Origin of the sequence: Streptomyces sp. NPDC126503 (assembly GCF_040302405.1) — a bacterium.
In the GTDB taxonomy this organism is placed as follows: domain Bacteria; phylum Actinomycetota; class Actinomycetes; order Streptomycetales; family Streptomycetaceae; genus Streptomyces; species Streptomyces gulbargensis.
Genome location: NZ_JBEORS010000006.1, coordinates 46,605 through 65,747, shown reverse-complemented (window position 1 = coordinate 65,747; position 19,143 = coordinate 46,605). Strand labels below are relative to the sequence as shown.

Annotated in this window: 16 protein-coding genes, 3 pseudogenes and 1 riboswitch; of the genes and pseudogenes, 14 read left to right on the top strand and 5 right to left on the bottom strand. The window is 73.8% G+C overall.

What is annotated here, in order from left to right; genetic code table 11:
* The first annotated feature begins 252 nt into the window (after positions 1-252).
* The 8 genes from hpnE to ABTY40_RS10315 all read left to right on the top strand — a co-directional run bounded on the left by hpnE (position 253) and on the right by ABTY40_RS10315 (position 8,899).
* Positions 253-1,608 carry a hydroxysqualene dehydroxylase HpnE gene (gene hpnE / locus ABTY40_RS10350; RefSeq protein ID WP_352059315.1) on the top strand — a complete coding sequence of 452 codons (1,356 nt, stop codon included), beginning with the start codon at positions 253-255 and terminating at the stop codon, positions 1,606-1,608.
* Positions 1,605-2,705 (top strand): polyprenyl synthetase family protein, encoded by a 1,101-nt coding sequence (locus ABTY40_RS10345; RefSeq protein ID WP_352059122.1) that lies wholly within the window; start codon positions 1,605-1,607, stop codon positions 2,703-2,705. Before hpnE ends, ABTY40_RS10345 begins: the two co-directional genes overlap by 4 nt.
* Before the next feature lie 107 nt (positions 2,706-2,812).
* Complete coding sequence (shc, locus tag ABTY40_RS10340; RefSeq protein ID WP_352059121.1) at positions 2,813-4,825, top strand: squalene--hopene cyclase; 2,013 nt, start codon at positions 2,813-2,815, stop codon at positions 4,823-4,825.
* The gene (locus tag ABTY40_RS10335) at positions 4,825-5,487 is read left to right on the top strand and encodes a phosphorylase family protein (RefSeq protein WP_352059120.1); all 663 of its coding nucleotides are present in this window, start codon (positions 4,825-4,827) and stop codon (positions 5,485-5,487) included. The genes shc and ABTY40_RS10335 overlap by 1 nt, the downstream gene beginning before the upstream one ends.
* Positions 5,488-5,494: 7 nt before the next feature.
* Positions 5,495-6,517 carry an adenosyl-hopene transferase HpnH gene (gene hpnH, locus ABTY40_RS10330; protein ID WP_345283847.1) on the top strand — a complete coding sequence of 341 codons (1,023 nt, stop codon included), beginning with the start codon at positions 5,495-5,497 and terminating at the stop codon, positions 6,515-6,517.
* 10 nt (positions 6,518-6,527) lie between these two features.
* On the top strand, positions 6,528-7,913 hold the full coding sequence (locus tag ABTY40_RS10325) for an aspartate aminotransferase family protein (RefSeq protein WP_352059119.1): 1,386 nt from the start codon (positions 6,528-6,530) through the stop codon (positions 7,911-7,913).
* An 82-nt stretch (positions 7,914-7,995) separates the two neighbouring features.
* On the top strand, positions 7,996-8,625 hold the full coding sequence (locus ABTY40_RS10320; protein ID WP_352059118.1) for a helix-turn-helix domain-containing protein: 630 nt from the start codon (positions 7,996-7,998) through the stop codon (positions 8,623-8,625).
* Positions 8,626-8,743: 118 nt separating this feature from the next.
* On the top strand, positions 8,744-8,899 hold the full coding sequence (locus ABTY40_RS10315; protein WP_502990550.1) for a DUF6126 family protein: 156 nt from the start codon (positions 8,744-8,746) through the stop codon (positions 8,897-8,899).
* Between the two features lie 15 nt (positions 8,900-8,914).
* Here ABTY40_RS10315 and ABTY40_RS10310 read toward each other — a convergent pair whose 3' ends face one another.
* The gene (locus tag ABTY40_RS10310) at positions 8,915-9,736 is read right to left on the bottom strand and encodes a tyrosine-protein phosphatase (RefSeq protein WP_352059116.1); all 822 of its coding nucleotides are present in this window, start codon (positions 9,734-9,736) and stop codon (positions 8,915-8,917) included.
* A 393-nt stretch (positions 9,737-10,129) separates the two neighbouring features.
* Positions 10,130-10,286, top strand: a riboswitch (cyclic di-AMP (ydaO/yuaA leader).
* A gap of 4 nt (positions 10,287-10,290) precedes the next feature.
* On the opposite strand from ABTY40_RS10310, the gene ABTY40_RS10305 reads away from it, so the two are divergent.
* Both ABTY40_RS10305 and ABTY40_RS10300 read left to right on the top strand, forming a co-directional pair.
* On the top strand, positions 10,291-11,274 hold the full coding sequence (locus ABTY40_RS10305) for a M23 family metallopeptidase (protein ID WP_352059115.1): 984 nt from the start codon (positions 10,291-10,293) through the stop codon (positions 11,272-11,274).
* Between the two features lie 172 nt (positions 11,275-11,446).
* Positions 11,447-12,241, top strand: a complete 795-nt coding sequence (locus ABTY40_RS10300) for an SGNH/GDSL hydrolase family protein (RefSeq protein WP_345283837.1) — start codon at positions 11,447-11,449, stop codon at positions 12,239-12,241.
* Between the two features lie 7 nt (positions 12,242-12,248).
* On the opposite strand, the pseudogene ABTY40_RS10295 reads toward ABTY40_RS10300, so the two are convergent.
* A pseudogene (locus ABTY40_RS10295) lies at positions 12,249-12,413 on the bottom strand (STM4011 family radical SAM protein); the annotation flags it as partial.
* Positions 12,414-12,484: 71 nt separating this feature from the next.
* On the opposite strand from ABTY40_RS10295, the pseudogene ABTY40_RS10290 reads away from it, so the two are divergent.
* A pseudogene (locus tag ABTY40_RS10290) lies at positions 12,485-12,662 on the top strand (DUF6745 domain-containing protein); the annotation flags it as partial.
* Positions 12,663-12,819: 157 nt separating this feature from the next.
* Positions 12,820-13,608 (top strand): SIMPL domain-containing protein, encoded by a 789-nt coding sequence (locus ABTY40_RS10285; protein WP_352059114.1) that lies wholly within the window; start codon positions 12,820-12,822, stop codon positions 13,606-13,608.
* Positions 13,609-13,784: 176 nt separating this feature from the next.
* Here the strand turns inward: ABTY40_RS10285 and ABTY40_RS10280 are convergent, their stop codons facing one another.
* Positions 13,785-14,474 (bottom strand): TetR/AcrR family transcriptional regulator, encoded by a 690-nt coding sequence (locus ABTY40_RS10280; protein ID WP_352059113.1) that lies wholly within the window; start codon positions 14,472-14,474, stop codon positions 13,785-13,787.
* A 133-nt stretch (positions 14,475-14,607) separates the two neighbouring features.
* On the opposite strand from ABTY40_RS10280, the gene ABTY40_RS10275 reads away from it, so the two are divergent.
* Complete coding sequence (locus ABTY40_RS10275) at positions 14,608-15,807, top strand: MBL fold metallo-hydrolase (protein ID WP_352059112.1); 1,200 nt, start codon at positions 14,608-14,610, stop codon at positions 15,805-15,807.
* A gap of 68 nt (positions 15,808-15,875) precedes the next feature.
* On the opposite strand, the gene ABTY40_RS10270 is transcribed toward ABTY40_RS10275, so the two are convergent.
* Entirely contained in the window at positions 15,876-16,439 is a 564-nt protein-coding gene (locus ABTY40_RS10270; protein ID WP_502990543.1) for a VanZ family protein, read from the bottom strand.
* Positions 16,440-16,745: 306 nt separating this feature from the next.
* Between ABTY40_RS10270 and ABTY40_RS10265 the strand changes: the two genes are divergently transcribed.
* Positions 16,746-17,423 carry a DUF4230 domain-containing protein gene (locus ABTY40_RS10265; protein ID WP_502990542.1) on the top strand — a complete coding sequence of 226 codons (678 nt, stop codon included), beginning with the start codon at positions 16,746-16,748 and terminating at the stop codon, positions 17,421-17,423.
* Between the two features lie 44 nt (positions 17,424-17,467).
* Here ABTY40_RS10265 and ABTY40_RS10260 read toward each other — a convergent pair.
* Positions 17,468-18,599 (bottom strand): annotated as a pseudogene (locus tag ABTY40_RS10260) (spore photoproduct lyase family protein).
* Positions 18,600-19,143 lie beyond the last annotated feature (544 nt).

Sequence of the window (19,143 nt, the reverse complement as noted above, 5' to 3'; positions counted from 1 at the left end):
GGCCGGGCCCTCCCGCACCTCCGCCCGGCCCGTACCGGCGCGGCGCACCGCCCCGCGCGGCGCCGGCCGGTACAGCCCCGCGCACCCGTCCGAGACGACCCGAACGGAGCAGGCGTGACGTCCGACGCGACCACCCCCACCCCCGTCCCCCCACCCGGCACGACGCCGGGCGCCCCCTCCGGGCGCGCGGAGCGGACCGACGACCGCGGCCCCGGCGGGAGCGGACACGGGGACGGCCGCCGGCGGCACGCGGTGGTCGTCGGGGGAGGCCTGGCCGGAGTCACCGCGGCGCTGCGGCTCGCCGAGGCCGGCGTCCGCGTCACCCTCCTCGAGGGGCGGCCCCGCCTCGGCGGCCTCGCCTTCTCCTTCCGCCGCGGGGACCTGCACGTCGACAACGGCCAGCACGTCTACCTGCGCTGCTGCACCGCCTACCGCTGGTTCCTCGACCGGATCGGCGGCGCCCGCCTCGCGCCGCTCCAGGACCGCCTCGACGTGCCCGTCCTCGACGTGGCCCATCCGCGCGGCCCCCGGCTCGGGCGGCTGCGGCGCGACGCCCTGCCCGTACCGCTGCACCTGGCCCGCAGCCTCGCGACGTACCCCCACCTCTCCCTCGCCGAACGCGCCTCCGTCGGCCGCGCCGCGCTCGCCCTGCGCCGGCTCGACCCCGCCGACCCGGCCCTCGACGGCATCGACTTCGCCACCTGGCTCGGCCGGCACGGACAGTCCCCCCGCACCATCGAGGCCCTGTGGGACCTGGTCGGCGTCGCCACCCTCAACGCCACCGCCCCGCACGCCTCCATGGGCCTCGCCGCGATGGTCTTCAAGACGGGCCTGCTCTCCGAGCCCGGCGCCGCCGACATCGGCTGGGCCCACGTCCCCCTCGGCGAACTCCACGACACCCTCGCCGCCCGCGCGCTCGCCGGCCTCGGCGTCCGTACCGCGCTGCGCGCCAAGGCCGAGCGGATCTCCCGCACCGCCGACGGCCGCTGGGCCGTCGCCCTGCCCGGCGAGACCGTCGAGGCCGACGCCGTCGTCCTCGCCGTCCCCCAGCAGGAGACGCACCACCTGCTGCCCGAGGGCGCCCTCGACGACCCCGACCGGCTCCTCGACATCGGCACCGCCCCCATCCTCAACCTGCACGTCGTCTACGACCGCAAGGTGCTCCGGCAGCCCTTCTTCACCGCGCTCGGCTCCCCGGTCCAGTGGGTCTTCGACCGCACCCGCTCCTCCGGACTCACCGGCCCCGGCCAGTACCTCGCCGTCTCCCAGTCCGCCGCCCAGGACGACATCGACGAGCCCGTCGCCGCCCTGCGCGCGCGGTACCTGCCCGAGCTGGAGCGGCTGCTGCCAGCCGCCCGCGGGGCCGGGATCCGCGACTTCTTCGTCACCCGGGAGCGGACGGCGACCTTCGCGCCCACCCCGGGCGTCGGCCGGCTCCGGCCCGGCGCCCGTACCCACGCCCCCGGCCTCTACCTGGCCGGCGCGTGGACCGCCACCGGCTGGCCCGCGACCATGGAGGGCGCCGTCCGCAGCGGGTTCGCCGCGGCGGGCGCCGCGCTCTCCGCCTTCGGCCGCCGCCACGACCACCCGCTGCAGGAGGCGGTATGAGTGTGAGTACCGGAACAAGAGGAGAGACCGTGCCGACAGCGCATCCGGGGAGCCCGGCCGTCGACACCGCGGACGTGACCGCACTGCTGGAACGGGGACGGACCCTGTCCACCCCCGTACTGCGGGCGGCCGTCGACCGCCTCGCACCGCCCATGGACACCGTGGCCGCCTACCACTTCGGCTGGATCGACGCCCACGGCAGGCCCACGGACGCCGACAGCGGGAAGGCCGTGCGCCCCGCGCTCGCCCTGATCTCGGCCGAGGCCGCGGGGGCCCCGCCCGAGATCGGCGTCCCCGGCGCCGTCGCCGTCGAACTCGTCCACAACTTCTCGCTGCTCCACGACGACCTCATGGACGGCGACGAGCAGCGCCGCCACCGCGACACGGTGTGGAAGGTGCACGGGCCGGCGCAGGCCATCCTCGTCGGTGACGCCCTCTTCGCCCTCGCCAACGAGCTGCTGCTCGAACTCGGCACCGTCGAGGCCGGGCGCGCCACCCGCCGCCTCACCACCGCCACCCGCAAGCTCATCGACGGGCAGGCCCAGGACATCTCCTACGAGCACCGCGAGCGGGTCACCGTCGAGGAGTGCCTGGAGATGGAGGGCAACAAGACCGGCGCCCTCCTCGCCTGCGCGGTCTCGATCGGCGCCGTCCTCGGCGGCGCCGACGACCGCACCGCCGACAAGCTGGAGGAGTTCGGCTACCACCTCGGCCTCGCCTTCCAGGCCGTCGACGACCTCCTCGGCATCTGGGGCGACCCCGAGGCCACCGGCAAGCAGACCTGGAGCGACCTGCGCCAGCGCAAGAAGTCCCTGCCGGTCGTCGCCGCCCTCGCCGCCGGCGGCGAGGCCTCCGAGCGCCTCGCCCGGCTCCTCGCCGAGGATGCCAAGTCCAACGAGTTCGACTCCTTCTCCGAGGAGGACTTCGCCTACCGGGCCGCCCTCATCGAGGAGGCCGGCGGGCGCGAGTGGACCTCCGAGGAGGCCCGCCGCCAGCACACCGTCGCGATCCGGGCCCTGCACGAGGTGGACATGCCTGCCCCGGTAAGGGAACAGTTGATCGCTTTGGCCGACTTCGTCGTCGTACGGAAGAAATGACCGCCATCAGCCTGATATGACTTCGCAGTCGCCGGCCGGTGCCACCGGGCACCGGCCGACGGCAGACCCGCGGGAGCAGTAGGAACCGACCGCACGAAGGGGAAGCCATGACAGCGACGACCGACGGAAGCGCCGGGGCCGTGAGCCCCCGGGCCGCCGCGGCCAGCGAATCCACCGACACCACAGTGCTCGCGACCGGCCCCGACCGGTCCGCCGCCCGAGCCCTGGAACGCGCCGTCGAGCACCTGCTCGACCGCCAGGACCCCGAGGGGTGGTGGAAGGGCGACCTGGAGACCAACGTCACCATGGACGCCGAAGACCTGCTCCTCCGCCAGTTCCTGGGCATCGGGGACCCCGCCACCACCCGGGCCGCCGCCCGCCACATCCGGGGCGCCCAGCGCGAGGACGGCACCTGGGCCACCTTCCACGGCGGACCCGGCGAACTCTCCACCACCGTCGAGGCGTACGTCGCCCTGCGCCTCGCAGGGGACCCGCCCGAAGCCCCCCACATGGCGCGCGCCGCCGCCTGGATCCGCGCCCGGGGCGGCATCGCCGCCGCCCGCGTCTTCACCCGGATCTGGCTGGCCCTGTTCGGCTGGTGGCGCTGGGAGGACCTCCCCGAGCTGCCCCCCGAGCTGATCTTCCTGCCGAAGTGGGTGCCGCTCAACATCTACGACTTCGGCTGCTGGGCCCGGCAGACCATCGTCCCGCTGACGATCGTCTCCGCCGAGCGCCCTGTCCGCCCCGCGCCCTTCCCCCTCGACGAGCTGCACACCGACCCGCGCCGGCCGAACCCGCCGCGCCCGCTCGCCCCCCTCACCGGCTGGGACGGCGTCTTCCAGCGGCTCGACCGGGCCCTGCGCGCCTACCACCGCTTCGCCCCGCGCCGGCTCCGCAGGGCCGCCATGAACGTCGCCGCCCGCTGGATCATCGAACGGCAGGAGAACGACGGCTGCTGGGGCGGCATCCAGCCCCCGGCGGTCTACTCGGTCATCGCCCTCCACCTCCTCGGCTACGACCTGGAACACCCGGTCATGCGGGCCGGGCTGGAATCGCTCGACCGCTTCGCCGTCTGGCGCGAGGAGGCCCCCGGGCCCGACGGCGAGGGCGGGCCCTCACGGATGATCGAGGCCTGCCAGTCGCCCGTCTGGGACACCTGCCTCGCCACCGTCGCCCTCGCCGACGCCGGACTGCCCGCCGACCACCCGGCCCTCGTCAAGGCCGTGGACTGGATGCTCGACGAGGAGATCACCAAGGCGGGGGACTGGGCGGTGCGCCGGCCCGGACTCCCGCCCGGCGGCTGGGCGTTCGAGTTCCACAACGACAATTACCCCGACATCGACGACACCGCCGAGGTGCTCCTCGCGCTGCGCCGGGTGAAACACCCCGATCCCGCGCGCGTGGACGCGGCCGTCGCCCGCGGCGCCCGCTGGACGCTCGGCATGCAGTCGGCGAACGGCGCCTGGGCCGCCTTCGACGCCGACAACACCCGCACCCTCCCCAACAAGCTGCCCTTCTGCGACTTCGGCGAGGTCATCGACCCTCCCTCCGCCGACGTCACCGCCCACGTCGTGGAGATGCTCGCCCACGAGGGGCTGGCGGGAGACCCCCGCACCCGCCGGGGCGTCGACTGGCTCCTCGCCGCGCAGGAGCGCAACGGCGCCTGGTTCGGCCGCTGGGGCGTCAACTACGTGTACGGCACCGGGGCGGTGGTCCCCGCCCTGACCGCCGCCGGCCTGCCCCCCTCGCACCCGGCGATCCGCCGAGCCGTCGGCTGGCTGGTGTCCGTGCAGAACAAGGACGGCGGCTGGGGCGAGGACCTCCGCTCGTACGACCAGGTCTCCTGGATCGGCCGCGGCGTCTCCACCGCCTCCCAGACGGCCTGGGCCCTGATCGCACTCCTCGCGGCGGGCGAGCGCGAGACCGAGGCCGTCCGGCGGGGCGTCGCCCACCTCGTCGGCACCCAGCGGGAGGACGGCTCCTGGGACGAGCCCTACTTCACCGGCACCGGCTTCCCCTGGGACTTCTCCATCAACTACCACCTCTACCGCCAGGTCTTCCCCATCACGGCACTCGGCCGTTATGTGCACGGGGAACCCTCGCTCCGCAAGGGGCGCTGATGGGACGGGAGCCGGGCCCGGGCACGCGGTCCGGCGCCGTGGCACCGCTGCTGGTCGCCTGCGCGCTCGGCATCGAGCGGTTCGCCCTGCGCGGCGGGGCCCGGAGCGGGGCCGCGGGTCCCGTCCGGGTCCTGCGCACCGGCATGGGCCCGGCGCAGGCCCGCCGTGCCGTCGCCCGCGCCCTGGGCGAGGAGCCGTGGCGCGGGGCGGCCGTCGTCGCCTCCGGTTTCTGCGCCGGACTCGCCCCCGGCATGCATCCGGGGGACCTGATCGTCGCCGGCGAGACCCGGGACGCCGACGGGGCGACCGCGTGCACCGGCACCGATCTCCTGGTGGAGGCCCTCGCCAGGGCCGTACCGGGACGGACCGTGCACACCGGGCCGCTGACCGGCTCCGACCACGTGGTGCGGGGCCCCGAGCGGGCCGCGCTGCGGGCCGGTGGCGCGCTCGCCGTCGACATGGAGTCGGCCGCCACCCTCCGTACCGCACGGGCCGCCGGTCCCCGTCCCGTTGCGGCCGTCCGGGTGGTCGTGGACGCCCCGGAGCACGAACTGGTGCGGATCGGCACGGTGAGCGGGGGAATATCGGCCTTCCGCGTCCTTCGTGCCGTCCTTCCCGCTTTATGCGAATGGCACCGTTCTTTGCTGCTCCCCAGGAGGTGAGCGAGTCATGGCCATGCCGCTCCGACAGTCCGTCCGGGTCGGGACCTATCTCTTCCAGCAGAAGCTCCGCAAACGCGACAAGTTTCCTCTCATCGTCGAACTCGAGCCGCTGTACGCCTGCAACCTCAAGTGCGAGGGCTGCGGCAAGATCCAGCACCCCGCCGGTGTCCTCAAGCAGCGCATGCCGGTCGCCCAGGCGGTCGGCGCGGTCCTGGAGTCCGGGGCCCCGATGGTGTCCATCGCCGGCGGTGAGCCGCTGATGCATCCGCAGATCGACGAGATCGTGCGCCAGTTGGTCGCCCGCCGGAAATACGTCTTCCTCTGCACCAACGCGCTCCTGCTCCGCAAGAAACTGGAGAAGTTCCGGCCCTCGCCCTATTTCGCGTTCGCCGTGCACATCGACGGGCTGCGCGAGCGGCACGACGAATCCGTCGCCAAGGAAGGCGTGTTCGACGAGGCGGTCGCGGCGATCAAGGAGGCCAAGCGGCGCGGTTTCCGGGTCACCACGAATTCCACCTTCTTCAACACCGACACCCCGCAGACGGTCGTCGAGGTGCTCAATTTCCTCAACGACGACCTCAAGGTCGACGAAATGATGATCTCGCCCGCCTACGCCTACGAGAAGGCGCCCGACCAGGAGCACTTCCTCGGCGTCGAGCAGACGCGTGAACTCTTCCGCAAGGCCTTCGCCGGCGGCAACCGGCGCCGCTGGCGCCTCAACCACTCGCCCCTCTTCCTGGACTTCCTGGAGGGCAAGGCGGACTTCCCCTGCACCGCCTGGGCCATCCCGAACTACTCCCTCTTCGGCTGGCAGCGCCCCTGCTACCTGATGAGCGACGGCTACGTCCCCACGTACCGCGAACTCGTCGAGGAGACCGACTGGGACAAGTACGGCCGCGGCAAGGACCCGCGCTGCGCCAACTGCATGGCGCACTGCGGCTACGAGCCCACCGCCGTGCTCGCGACCATGGGCTCGCTCAAGGAATCCCTCCGCGCGGTCCGCGAGTCCGTCGCGGGAGGCGGCGCGTGAGGCGGGCGGCATGAGCGGCGACTTCGACCTGCGGGCGCTGCTCGCCGAGCGCGGCGGCGAGCGGTACGAGCTGCACGCCCGGCACCTCAACCCGCAGCTGCCCCGGATGCTCCGTACGATCGGCTTCGACAAGGTCTACGAGCGCGCCGAGGGCGCCCACTTCTGGGACGCCGACGGCAACGACCACCTCGACATGCTCGCCGGTTTCGGCGTGATGGGCCTCGGACGCCACCACCCGGTCGTCCGCAAGGCCCTCCACGACGTCCTCGACGCGGGCCTGGCCGACCTCACCCGCTTCGACTGCCCGCCCCTGCCGGGGCTGCTCGCCGAGCGGCTGCTCGCCCACAGCCCGTACCTCGACCGGGTCTTCTTCGGCAACAGCGGCACCGAGGCCGTGGAGACCGCGCTCAAGTTCGCCCGGTACGCCACCGGCCGGCCCAGGATCCTCTACTGCGACCACGCCTTCCACGGGCTGACCACCGGCGCGCTCTCCGTCAACGGCGAGAAGGGCTTCCGCGAGGGGTTCGCGCCGCTCCTGCCGGACACCGCCATCGCCCTCGGCGACCTCGACGGCCTGGAGCGGGAGCTGCGCTCCGGTGACGTGGCCGCCTTCGTGGTCGAACCCATCCAGGGCAAGGGCGTCCACGCGGCGCCCCCCGGCTTCCTGCGCGCCGCCCAGGAGCTGCTGCGCCGGCACGGGGCCCTGCTCATCGCCGACGAGGTCCAGACGGGACTCGGCAGGACCGGCGACTTCTACGCCCACCAGCACGAGGAGGGCGTCGAACCGGATCTCGTGTGCGTCGCCAAGGCGCTTTCCGGCGGCTACGTGCCGGTCGGCGCCACCCTCGGCAAGGACTGGATCTTCAGGAAGGTCTACTCCTCGATGGACCGGGTCCTGGTCCACTCGGCGAGCTTCGGCTCCAACGCCCAGGCCATGGCCGCCGGGCTCGCCGTCCTCTCCGTGATGGAGAGCGAGGGCACGATCGCCCACGTCCGGCGGATCGGGGACCTGCTCCTCGGGCGGCTCAGGGAGCTCGTGCCGCGGTACGAGCTCCTCCACGAGGTCCGCGGCCGCGGTCTGATGATCGGCATCGAGTTCGGCCGGCCCACCTCGCTGGGGCTGCGCGGGCGGTGGGCGATGCTCCAGGCGGCCCGCAAGGGACTCTTCGCCCAGATGGTGGTCGTCCCGCTGCTCCAGCGGCACCGGATCCTCACCCAGGTCTCCGGCGACCACCTGGAGGTGATCAAGCTGATCCCGCCGCTGGTGGTCGACGAGGCCGACGTGGACCGCTTCGTCACGGCGTTCACGGCGGTCATGGACGAGGCCCACGGCGGGGGCGGGCTGATGTGGGACTTCGGCAGGACGCTCGTACGGCAGGCGGTCGCCCAGCGCTGAGCGCCGGTCGCGGGAGCGCGCCGGTTTTTGCCTCCGGGGCAAGAAAGTTGCCTCGGAGGCACGATGCTGGCGCAATGGACGCATGGACCACGTCCCCGGGGGAGACTCCCCGGACCCCGCCCCGCCCGGCGCCGTCCCGGACGTCGCCCCCCAGCTGCGGGCCCTGCGGCGCCGCCGCGGGCTCACACTGGAGGTGGCCGCCCAGCGCGCCGGGCTCTCCCCGGCTCACCTCTCGCGCCTGGAGACCGGGAACCGGCAGCCCTCTCTGCCGATGCTCCTCGCCCTCGCGCGCATCTACGGTACGACGGTCTCCGCCCTCCTCGGCGAGGCGCCGCCCGAGCACGACCCCGTCGTCCGGGCGGGACGCTCCGAACCGGTCGAGGCGGACGGCTGGATCTACCGCCAGGCGGGCGGCGCCGGGCGCGCCCTCCAGGCCCTGCGGGTCCACGTCCCGTACGCCACCCGGGCCGACATCGTGCGGGTCCACCCGGGGGAGGAGTGGATCCACGTCCTGGAGGGGCGGGTGCGGCTGGCGCTCGGCGAGACCGTGCACGTCCTCGACCCCGGGGACGGCGCGCACTTCGACTCGCTGACCCCGCACCGCATCGGCGCCGCGACCCGGTCCGGCGCCGAGCTGCTCTTCGTCCACACCCTGCTGCAGAGTCCCGTGGCCGAGCTCTGCCTCGGCGACGGAAGCCCGCACCGGCGCTGACCTCGGGCGCCGGCGCCGGTTCCCGCGACGGCCCGTGAGGGCGGCTCCCCGACGGACCGCGACGACCCGTGACGAGGACCCCGTGACGTTTCCTCAGGAAAGGACCGACATGCCCGACATACCAGACAAGTCCGCACCGGTGACCGGCGAGGAACGCGGCGGCGGGAAGTTCCCCAAGGGGCTGGTGCTCCGCCTCTTCGCCTATCTGATCGCCGGGCACCTCTTCGCCGGCTTCCTCTACCTGCTCTTCCTGCTCGGCGGCCAGAACCAGTAGGCGCGGCCGGCCGGGTCAGGCCTCCGTGAGCAGGCGCTCCCGCAGCAGCTCACGGGTCCGGGCGGACAGTCCCAGCCCCTGGGTGAGATAGGCCTCCGGCGAGCCCCAGGTGGCGTCGATCGTCTCGAACGCGGCCCGCAGGTACTCCACCCGCGCGTCGAACAGCGGGCTCAGCAGCTCCATCACCTCCGGCGACATCGCGTCCGGGGCGGTGGAGCTGCGGCGCACCTTGTAGCGGCGGTGCGGGTCGTTCGACACCACGTAGTCCGCCTCGATGGCCTCCCGCTCGACGCCGAGGGCGAGCAGGGTGATGGCGATCGAGAGCCCGGCGCGGTCCTTGCCCGCCGCGCAGTGCATCAGCGCCGGGACGCTCTCCTCGGCCATGGAGTGCAGGATCCGGCTGTGCTCCGCCGTCCGCTCCACAATCATCTTCCGGTACGAATCGGACATCCGGGCGGCGGCCTTGCCGTCTCCCAGGATCTCCCGGAGCTGCGCGAGGTCGCCGCCCCGGACGAGCTTCCAGAACTCCTTGCCGTCGGCCGGGTCGTTCAGCGGTATGTTCACGTTCCGCACGCCGGGCAGCTCGACGTCCGGGCCCTCCACCCGCCGGTCCGCCTCGTTGCGGAAGTCGAAGACCGTGTGCAGGCCCAGCGAGGCGAGGAAGGCGGCGTCCTCCTCGGTCGCGTGGGCGAGGTGGCCGCTGCGGAAGAGGCGCCCGGGGCGCACGGCGCGCCCGTCGGTCGTCGGCAGGCCGCCCACGTCCCGGAAGTTGCGGACCCCGGTGAGTTCGGGCTCGTTCGCCGCGATGGGCGGGATCTGTGGCAGCTGCTGCGTCACGGATGCTCCTGGAGGTAGGCGTTCGGTGGCCGACGCGCGAGGGGTTTCTGGCGCAATCATCCAGGTGGGACCCCCCTGACGCACCCCCGCGGACAGGAATGAGTGATCTGTCCGAATTGAGGCATTGGCGGTAACTCGCGCTGGTTGCAGGTGACATGAGTCATCGTGCGTGAGCAGGGTCATAGAAGTGACGGATCGTGGCCGCCCGCCCGGAGCAATTGCCCTGCGGGAAAAGGGGATCGCGGGTCCGTGGTCCACGGAGGGTGACCGGAATTCCGGCGGAGAACGACGGCGGCGAATGCCGTCGGAAAAGAACGGCTTGTTCCCGCCGACCCCCCTCGTCTAGCGTCACCGTCACTCCGGTCGGACCGCCGAATCCTGCCACCGACCGGAATTCATACCCAGCCCACTCGCGTGGCAGGAGCGGGGGACCCAGGAAGTACGCCGGTCCCGCGACGCAGGACGGCTCGGGGTGAAGTCGCGTGGACACGCGGCCGGACATCTCCAGTCCGAACCCGACAGCTCACCTCGCAGGCGCCGGAGAGGAATTCGCCATGCCCGCGAAGGGTAAGCACCGCCGTCCGAAGATCAATTCCCTCACCCGCGGTTTCGTCGCCGCCGGCACCGGAGGCGCCGTCGTCGCGCTTCCGCTCCTCGGCGCGACCGGCGCCCACGCCGCCGAGCAGGCCGCCCCGGCCGCCGCCGTCCAGACCCACGCCGTGGCCGCCGCCCAGGTGGCGCAGAGCGCCCAGGCCGCGCCCGCCGCGAAGAAGGCCGCCCCGAGGACGTACTCCGTCGTCAGTGGCGACTACCTGTCCAAGATCGCCACCGAGCAGGGTGTCGAGGGCGGCTGGCAGAAGCTGTACGCGGACAACCGCCAGGTCGTCGGCGAGGACCCCTCCCTGATCCTGCCCGGCATGAAGCTGACGCTGAACGGCGAGAACACCGCCGCCGCGCCGAAGGCCGCTCCCAAGGCGGAGCGCAAGGCCGAGCGGAAGGCCGCCCCGAAGACGGAGCGCAAGGCCGCCCCGAAGAAGGAGGAGTCCCGCGCCTCCCGGAGCAGCGAGCGCGCCTCCGCCCCGGCCACGGCCACCTCCGACACGGCGCCGTCCACCGGCAGCTCCACGGCCTCCTCCGGCTGGGTCGCCCCCGTCGCCGGCGGCGTCTCCACCCCGTACCGCGCCTCGGGCTCCATGTGGTCCTCCGGTTACCACACCGGTGCCGACTTCATCGCCTCCTCCGGCACCACCGTCCGCGCCGTCGGCGCCGGCACGGTCGTCTCCGCCGGCTGGAGCGGCGCCTACGGCAACGAGGTCGTCATCCAGCACGCCGACGGCAACTACTCGCAGTACGCCCACCTCTCCTCCCTGGCCGTCTCGGCCGGCCAGTCCGTCAGCGGCGGCCAGCAGATCGGCCTCTCCGGCTCGACCGGCAACTCCACCGGCCCGCACCTGCACTTCGAGATCCGGACCTCGCCCAGCTACGGTTCCGACATCGACCCGCTGGCCTACCTCCGCCAGCACGGCGTCTCCATCTGACCCGCCGCGCTCGAAGGCGCGCGCTCAGGCTCCGCGGTGGCCCGGCACTCCTGTGCCGGGCCACCGGTTTGTTCCGGCCTTGGGGAAATCTTTATCGGTGGCATATGTCACCCGCCGTCAACCCCTCCTTACGGTCGCGTAGGTCACATCCCGGAAGGAAGGATGTGCCCCCGTGGCAGACGATTCGAGATCAACAGACAAGAACGCATTCGGGTCGTACGCGGCGATCGGTGACAGCTTCACCGAGGGCGTCGGAGACCCCGGCCCCGGCGGGACGTACATCGGCTGGGCGGACCGGTTCGCGGTCCTCCTCGCCGACCAGCTGCCGGAGCCCGAGGCCTTCCGCTACGCCAACCTGGCCGTACGGGGGCGCCTGCTCGACCAGATCGTCGCGGAACAGGTCCCGCGGGCGAAGGAACTCGCACCCGACCTGGTGACCTTCTGCGCCGGCGGCAACGACATCATCCGCCCCGGCACCGACCCCGACGACGTGGCCGAGCGCTTCGAGCGCGCCGTCGCCGACCTCACCTCCGCCGTCGGCACGGTCATGGTGACCACCGGCTTCGACACCCGCGACGTGCCCGTGCTCCGGCACCTGCGCGGCAAGATCGCCACCTACACCGCGCACGTCCGCGCCATCGCGGACCGCTACGGCTGCCCGGTCCTCGACCTGTGGTCGCTGCGCTCCGTCCAGGACCGGCGCGCCTGGGACAGCGACCGCCTGCACCTCTCGCCCGACGGCCACACCCGGGTCGCCCTGCGCGCCGCCCAGGTCCTCGGCCTGCCGGTGCCGGCCGACCCGGACCAGCCGTGGCCGCCGGTCCCCCCGCGCGGCACCCTCGAGGTGCGCCGCGACGACATCCACTGGGCCAGGGAGTACCTGGTCCCCTGGATCGGGCGACGGCTGCGCGGCGAGAGCTCCGGCGACCACGTGGAGGCCAAGCGCCCCGACCTCATGCCCCTGTAGCCCGGCTTCATGCCCCTGGGGTCCGCGAGGCGGCCGGGAAGCCGGCGGGGATCCGCTCCAGGACCCCGCCCGCGAACACGTCGTACAGCGGCAGCGTCTCCAGGTGGACGTAGCCGATGTGGTAGTCGCAGACGGCGAGGGGACACGCGCGCGGCCGCAGCGCGGCACGGTGACGGCGTCCGGCTCGCCTCCCGCACGGCGGGTCTCGCCGCACCGGAACGCGTGCTCTGGGCCCCCTCGCCGCGCGCCGCACTCCCCGACGACGAGGACGTGGCGATGGTCGAGGTCGTCAACTCCACGCCCGAGCCCGACGGCGGCCACCGCACGTACTGGCTCCGCGTGCCGCCCGCGACCCGGACCGCGCGAGGGCGTGGCCTGGACCTTCGGCCTCCACGCCGATGTGTACGCGCCTCTCGCGCAGGCCTGTGGAGGCCGGCGCAGGCACCCGGCGGTACGGACGTGGTACGGGGAGGTGAAGGGAGAGGCCGGGCAGGAGTGGCGTACGGGAGGGGGCGGCGGCGGGTGCTGGGATGTGCGCGCCGGACTTCCCGCCCCCGTCACCGTCGAAGGGACCGCCCGTGACGCCCCGTACGCCCCAGATCCCCGGAAGAACCGCCGCCCGGACAGCCGGGGTCCTCGCCACCGCCGCGCTCGTCCTCGGCGGGCTCGTCGCCGCAGCCGCCCCCGCGCAGGCCGCCGCGCCCGTGCGGACGGCCCCGTTCGCCGCGGCCCCCGCCGCCGACCCCGCGACGGTCACCGTGACCGGCAGCGGCAGCGCCTCCGCCGCACCGGATCTCGCGCTCCTCTCCATCGCGGTGGAGGCCGACCGCACGACCGCCAAGGAAGCGATGGCCGCGCAGACCACGGAGGCCGAGAACCTCCTGCGGGTCCTGCGCGCCCAGGGCATCGCGGACCGGGACATCCGGACGGACAGCCTCTCCGTGATGCCCGTCTACACCCAGACCTCCGGCGGCGAGAGCAAGGTGAGCGGCTACCAGGCCGTCCAGTCCTTCACGGTGAAGGTCCGCGCCCTCGACCGGGCCGGCCAGGTCATCGGCGCGGTCAACGAGGCGGCGCGCGACGCGGGCCGCGTGAACGGCGTCGTCTTCGACGTCGCCGACCCGGGAGCCCTGCGCGCCAAGGCCCGCGAGGCGGCCTACCAGGACGCCCATGAGAAGGCACGGCAGCACGCCCGCCTCAGCGGCCACCGCCTCGGCCGCCTGGTCTCCCTGAGCGAGGGCGAGACCACCCGCCCCGGCCAGGGCGCGGCGTCCCCGTCCCTCTCCGCCGACGGAGCCTCGGTCCCGCTGGCCCCCGGTGAGATCGAGGAGCACGTGACGGTCTCGGCGGTCTACGAACTCCTCTGAGCGGCGCCGCCGCCGGTTTCCCCGGAGGGAGAGCCTGTGCGGCGCGCGCCGAGGACGGTTCCGCGGCTGCCGCCCGCTCGCCCGCTCGTGAGGCCTGCCGCCCGCTCGAGAACCGGTGGCTTCCGGCCGCGCGGTGCCGGGGCTCTTGGCGCAGCCCGGGCACCTCGTGCCGGGGCTCAGCCGGAACCGGCGGGCGCAGGCCCCGGTGACCGGTCCGGCCCCGGTTCCGCCTCGGAGCCGGCGACCTCCGCCCCCGCGCCGCCCGCCGGGACCTCCGGGAGGCCCAGTTCGCGCGAGAGGGCCGCGTCGGCCCAGCGGAGCATCGCGGCACGGGTGAGGGGGGCCGCGTAGACCGTGGTCTGGACGGCGAGGCCGTCGAGGAGGGCCGTGAGGCGGAGGGCCGCGGCGGGCGGGTCCGGGCAGCGGAACTCGCCCGCCGCGTCCCCCTCGGCCATCACCCGGGCGAGGGCCGCCTTCCACTCCTGGTCGAGGGAGGCGGCGACCCGCCGCAGTTCCGGGTCGTGCAGGGAGGCGGCCCAGCTCTCGATCCAGAGCCGCCAGCCCTTCGCCTGGCCCGTGGGGGCGTACCAGCGCACGGCCGCCCGCAGCCGCCGCACCGCCGGGACGCGCCGGCCGAGCAGGCGCCGCAGCTGAGCGAGATCGGCCTCGGCCGCGTGGGCGAACGCCGCGGCGACGAGCCGCTCCCTGGTCGCGAAGTGGTAGATCACCAGCGCGTTGCTCACACCGAGCGCCGCGGCCACGTCGGAGATCCGGAAGGCGGCGACGCCCTTCTCCTCGATCTGCCGGACGGCGGCGCCCAGCAGCTCCTCGCGCCGCTCGGCCACGGTCAACCGGACTCTCGCCACGGCGCGCAGCCTACAAGGCTTCCGTACCGGTCGTACCGTTCACCGGTCACCCGGGACCGCTTCCCGGCCGGGGCGGCCGTTCCTCCCGGGGCCCGCCCATAATGGAACGACCCCCAGAGATCAGGAGGTCCTCGTGACCGGTACCGGCTCCGACCGTTCGCTCCGGGCCCGGCTGCGCGCACCGCGCCCCGAGTCCTTCGGCGCGGACCCCACGGGGGAGCGCCTCGCCCGCATCCACCGCTCGCCGAACTTCGCGGACGGCGCCTTCCGCAACCCCGAGCCGGCCCGGCGCGGGCCCACCGGCTCCACCGTCGCCTTCGCGCGGGTCTACTTCGAGAAGGACGGCCGCTCGCGGCGCGCTCCGCTCGGCGCGGTCCCGGTGCACCCGACCACCCTGGCCGACCTCGCCCGGCCTCCGGCCACCGGCCTGCGGATCACCTGGGCCGGGCACTCCAGCGTCCTGGCGGAGATCGACGGGCACCGGGTCCTCTTCGACCCCGTCTGGGGCGAGCGCTGCTCACCCTTCCCCTTCGCCGGCCCCCGGCGGCTCCACCCGGTGCCCGCCCCGCTCGCCGCGCTGGGGCCCGTCGACGTGGTCGTGATCTCGCACGACCACTACGACCACCTCGACCTGCCGACGATCAAGGAGCTGGCGGGGACCGGTACGGTCTTCGCCGTGCCGCTGGGCGTCGGCGCGCACCTGGAGCGGTGGGGCGTGCCCGCCTCCCGGCTGCGGGAGCTCGACTGGAACGAGTCGGCACAGATCGGGGACCTGCGTCTGACGGCGACCCCGGCCCGCCATTTCTGCGGCCGGGGCATACGCAACCGGCAGCACACGCTCTGGGCCTCCTGGGTGGTGCGCGGGCCCGGCCACCGGATCTTCCACAGCGGCGACACCGGCTACTTCGCCGGTTTCCGGGACATCGGGGCCGAGCACGGACCCTTCGACGCCACGATGATCCAGATCGGGGCCTACTCGGAATTCTGGTCGGACATCCACATGACCCCCGCCGAAGGGCTACGCGCCCACCTCGACCTCCAGGGCGGCGAGCCGGCCGGGGTCCTGCTGCCGATCCACTGGGCGACCTTCAACCTCGCCCCGCACGCGTGGGCGGAGCCGGGGGAGTGGACGAAGGACGCGGCCGAGGAGGCCGGGCAGGCGGTGGCGTTCCCTCGTCCCGGGGAGCCGTTCGAGCCCGCGGGGAAGCTGCCCGCGGACGCCTGGTGGCGCGGGGTCTCCCGTCCGATCGCCCGGCCGTGGCGGCGGACGATGCCGGTGGAGGACCCCGGCGGGACGTCCCGGCGTGATCTCGACCTGGCGGGTGACCGCTGAGGCACGGGGCGGGCGGCGGCCGGCCGGTGACCGCTGAGGCACGGGGCGGGCGGCGGCCGGCCGGCGCGTCACCCCCTTTCGCGCACGGGCCCCGAGGCGGCCCCGGGCGCGGACCGGCGCCACCAGGGGCGACGGGTCCGCGGGTGCACGGCGCGGCCGAGGCGCCGTCCGATGAGCAGGTAGCCGAACAGCGCGCCCGCCGTGTTGAGCAGGACGTCGTCGATGTCGAAGGCGCGTCCCGTGATGAGGGCGCCCTGGGTGAGCTCGACGAGCAGCATGGTGCCGGCGGTGACGAGGGCCACCCGCAGGAAGCCGCGGGTCCTGCGGGACAGCAACGGCAGGAGCAGACCGAAGGGGAAGCCCAGGGCCAGGTTGCCGCCGAGCTGCTTGACCGTGTCCACGAAGGCCGGCCTTTGCAGATAGGCCTCGATCGACCGGCCGGGCGTCAGATTCGTGTGGGTGAGACGCTCCGACGCGGGCGACTCCACCAGGGTGAGCTTGGCGAGCACCAGGGCGAACGCCACCATGCCCGCGAGCGCGAGCAGGGCGACGAGCAACCGGACCACCCTGCCCGGACCGCGCGGGCGGGGCTCCTCCGCGACCGGCTCCGGCCGCGTCACCGTGGTGTCCACCGGGCGTGCCTCCGGCGCCGGTTCACCGCCTCCCTCCCGGGATGCGGGCCCGCCGGACCACTGGTGCGCCTCCGGCGACCCCTGGTCGCGGCGCCGGCTCTTGAAGGGACTTCTCCACTCGATCATGTGCCTGCTCCCCCAGGTGCGGGACCGCCTGTCTCGGGGCCCGCGTACCCGTGACGGGTGGCGGTATGCGAGGGGCCCGGTGAGGCCGCCCCACGGTCCCCAGCGGACGCCGTGGCCACAACCTGGCCCAGACGGCGCCGAGTTGGACATGTCATGCGGTTCGGCGGGCAGCAGACGGACATGGGAGAAGACACCGAGAAGAGTTCCCCGCGCCCCGGGCGGCGGGACCGGCCCGGCCGGAGATGGCCCGTCGCCGCCGTCGTGCTGCTCGCCCTGGCCCTCGCCCTGATGCTGGTGGGGCAGGTGCTGCGCCTGCCGGGGCTGGACGTGTTCGGGACCGAGGTCAAGGACCGCTCCGGGCCGGCCGTCCTCAAGTCCGTCCAGGACATGCACCGGTACGAGGGAGCCGCCGGCACCTACCAGGTGGTGGTCGACCTCGAACACGACGCCCGCTTCCTGCCGGACGCGATCCGCGGCACCCGGACCCTGTACGTCGCGACCGGCGGCGTCAGCGCCTACGTGGAACTCGGCGGGATCGGGGAGGACGCCGTCACCGTCGACGCGAAGCGCACCACGGCCACCCTGCGCCTCCCTCACGCCCGTCTCGCGGCGCCCGCCCTGGACCCGGAGCGCTCCTACGCGGTCTCCAAGGAGCGGGGACTGCTCGACCGGATCGGTGATCTCTTCTCCGACAATCCCGCGAGCGAGCGCTCCGTCAACGTCCTCGCCGCGAGAAAGATCGGCGAGGCGGCCCGGGAGTCCGACCTGACGGCCCGCGCCGAGCGGAACACGACCGCGATGCTCCAGGGGCTGCTGCGCGCGCTCGGGTTCGAGCGGGTGACGGTCACGTACGTCTGAACCGTCGGGGCGCCCCCACGCTCCCGCCACCCGCCGGGCGGACGTCAGAACGCGTACCGAACCCGCAGCCAGGGCGCGCGGGACTCGATCACGCGGCGCAGCGTCTCCACCGCCTCACGTTTGACCGTGTTGCGGTAGCGCACGTTCAGGGCGCCGTTCTCGGACCTCTTGGGCTGCTGGAGATCCGGCTGCCACAGGACCTCTTCGGCGCGGGGGTGCCAGCCCAGGTTGACCCCGTGCAGGTCCTCGTTGTGGGTGAGCATGATGATCTCCGCCGCGGCCTGTTCCTTCACCCGCGGGGGGGAGTACGTCGTCCATCATCCGCAGCAGGTCGTCCCAGGCCTCGCGCCAGCCCGGCCGGATCACCACCGGGGAGAGGTTGAAGTGCACCTCGTACCCGGCGTCCAGGAAGTCGGCGGCGGCCGCGAGGCGCGCCGGCACGGGACTGGTGCGGATGTCGAGGAGGCGGGAGTCGTCCGGCGGCATGAGGGAGAAGCGGATCCGCGTGCGGCCCTGGGGGTCCAGCCGCAGCAGATCGGGGTTGACCAGCTTGGTGGCGAAGGAGGCCTTGGCGGTGGGCCAGCGGCGGAAGGCGTGGACGAGGTCGGCGGTGTTGTCGCTGATCAGGTCGTCGACCGAGCAGTCGCCGTTCTCCCCGATGTCGTAGACCCACGCCCGCTCGTCGCACTGGTTGGGTTCCCTTTTCGGGCCGGTGGCGGCGATGTGGCGGCCGAGGGCGCCCAGGACGCGGTCGACGTTGGTGAAGACGGTGATCGGGTTGGCGTACCCCTTGCGTCGCGGGACGTAGCAGTACGCGCAGGCCATGGCGCATCCGTTGGACAGACCGGGGGCGATCCAGTCGGCGGAGCGGCCGTTCGGCCGGACGGTGAGGGAGGAGCGTTCGCCCAGGACCAGGGTCTCGCTCTTGATCCTGACCCAGCGCTCGACGTTCCCCTCGTTGCCGTGCAGGTGCGGGATGCGCCAGTGGGAGTCCGTCTCGACGAGCCGGGCGCCCGGGAAGCGCGCGATGATCTGGCGGCCCCGCCAGGAGGCGGCGGCGGCCGGTTCCGCGTGGATCTCCGTCACCCGCAGCAGCCTGCCCGCCTCGGGCCCGTCACGGAACGGCCGGTCCTCCCTCGCCCCGTTCGTTCCCGCCGCGGCCATGAGGTCCGCCATGTCGAACAGGCCTTCGGGATCACCGACGGGCTCCTGGGGACGCCGTCGCAATGTCCGCTCCGATCCGCTTCGTCCTTCGCCTTCCCCGGTCCGAAGATCTTGACCGTTACCGAGGTGTTTGTCCCAGTCTACGAAGTCGCCGCCTCACCGTCCCCGGCACCCGTGGCGGCGGGCCGCCCGCCCAGGTCCCCGCAGGTGGCCGGGGGGATTCCGCTCTCACCGAGGGTCACCGCCCGGGCGGCGCGGCGGCCCCGGCGGCCAGGGGTCCGCGCGGGGGCCGGGCGAGCCGGGAAGGGGCCCGGGGTGTGACGGCCGGAGGTCGTGGGCGCCCCTGGCGAGACGCGGAACGGCCGACCGGGGGCCGGTCCGGCGGATTCCGGTCACGGCCGATTCCGGTGGAGGGCGGGGGCGTCACGGCGCCCCCAACCCCTTCCGTTCCCGCCTTCCCCCGCCAACCCGTCGTCTTTCGGCCATCGGTTCTCGGCCTGACGTGCGAGGGGTGATACCAGACTCGGGCGCTCTACGGGTAAGTTTGCCAACTGCG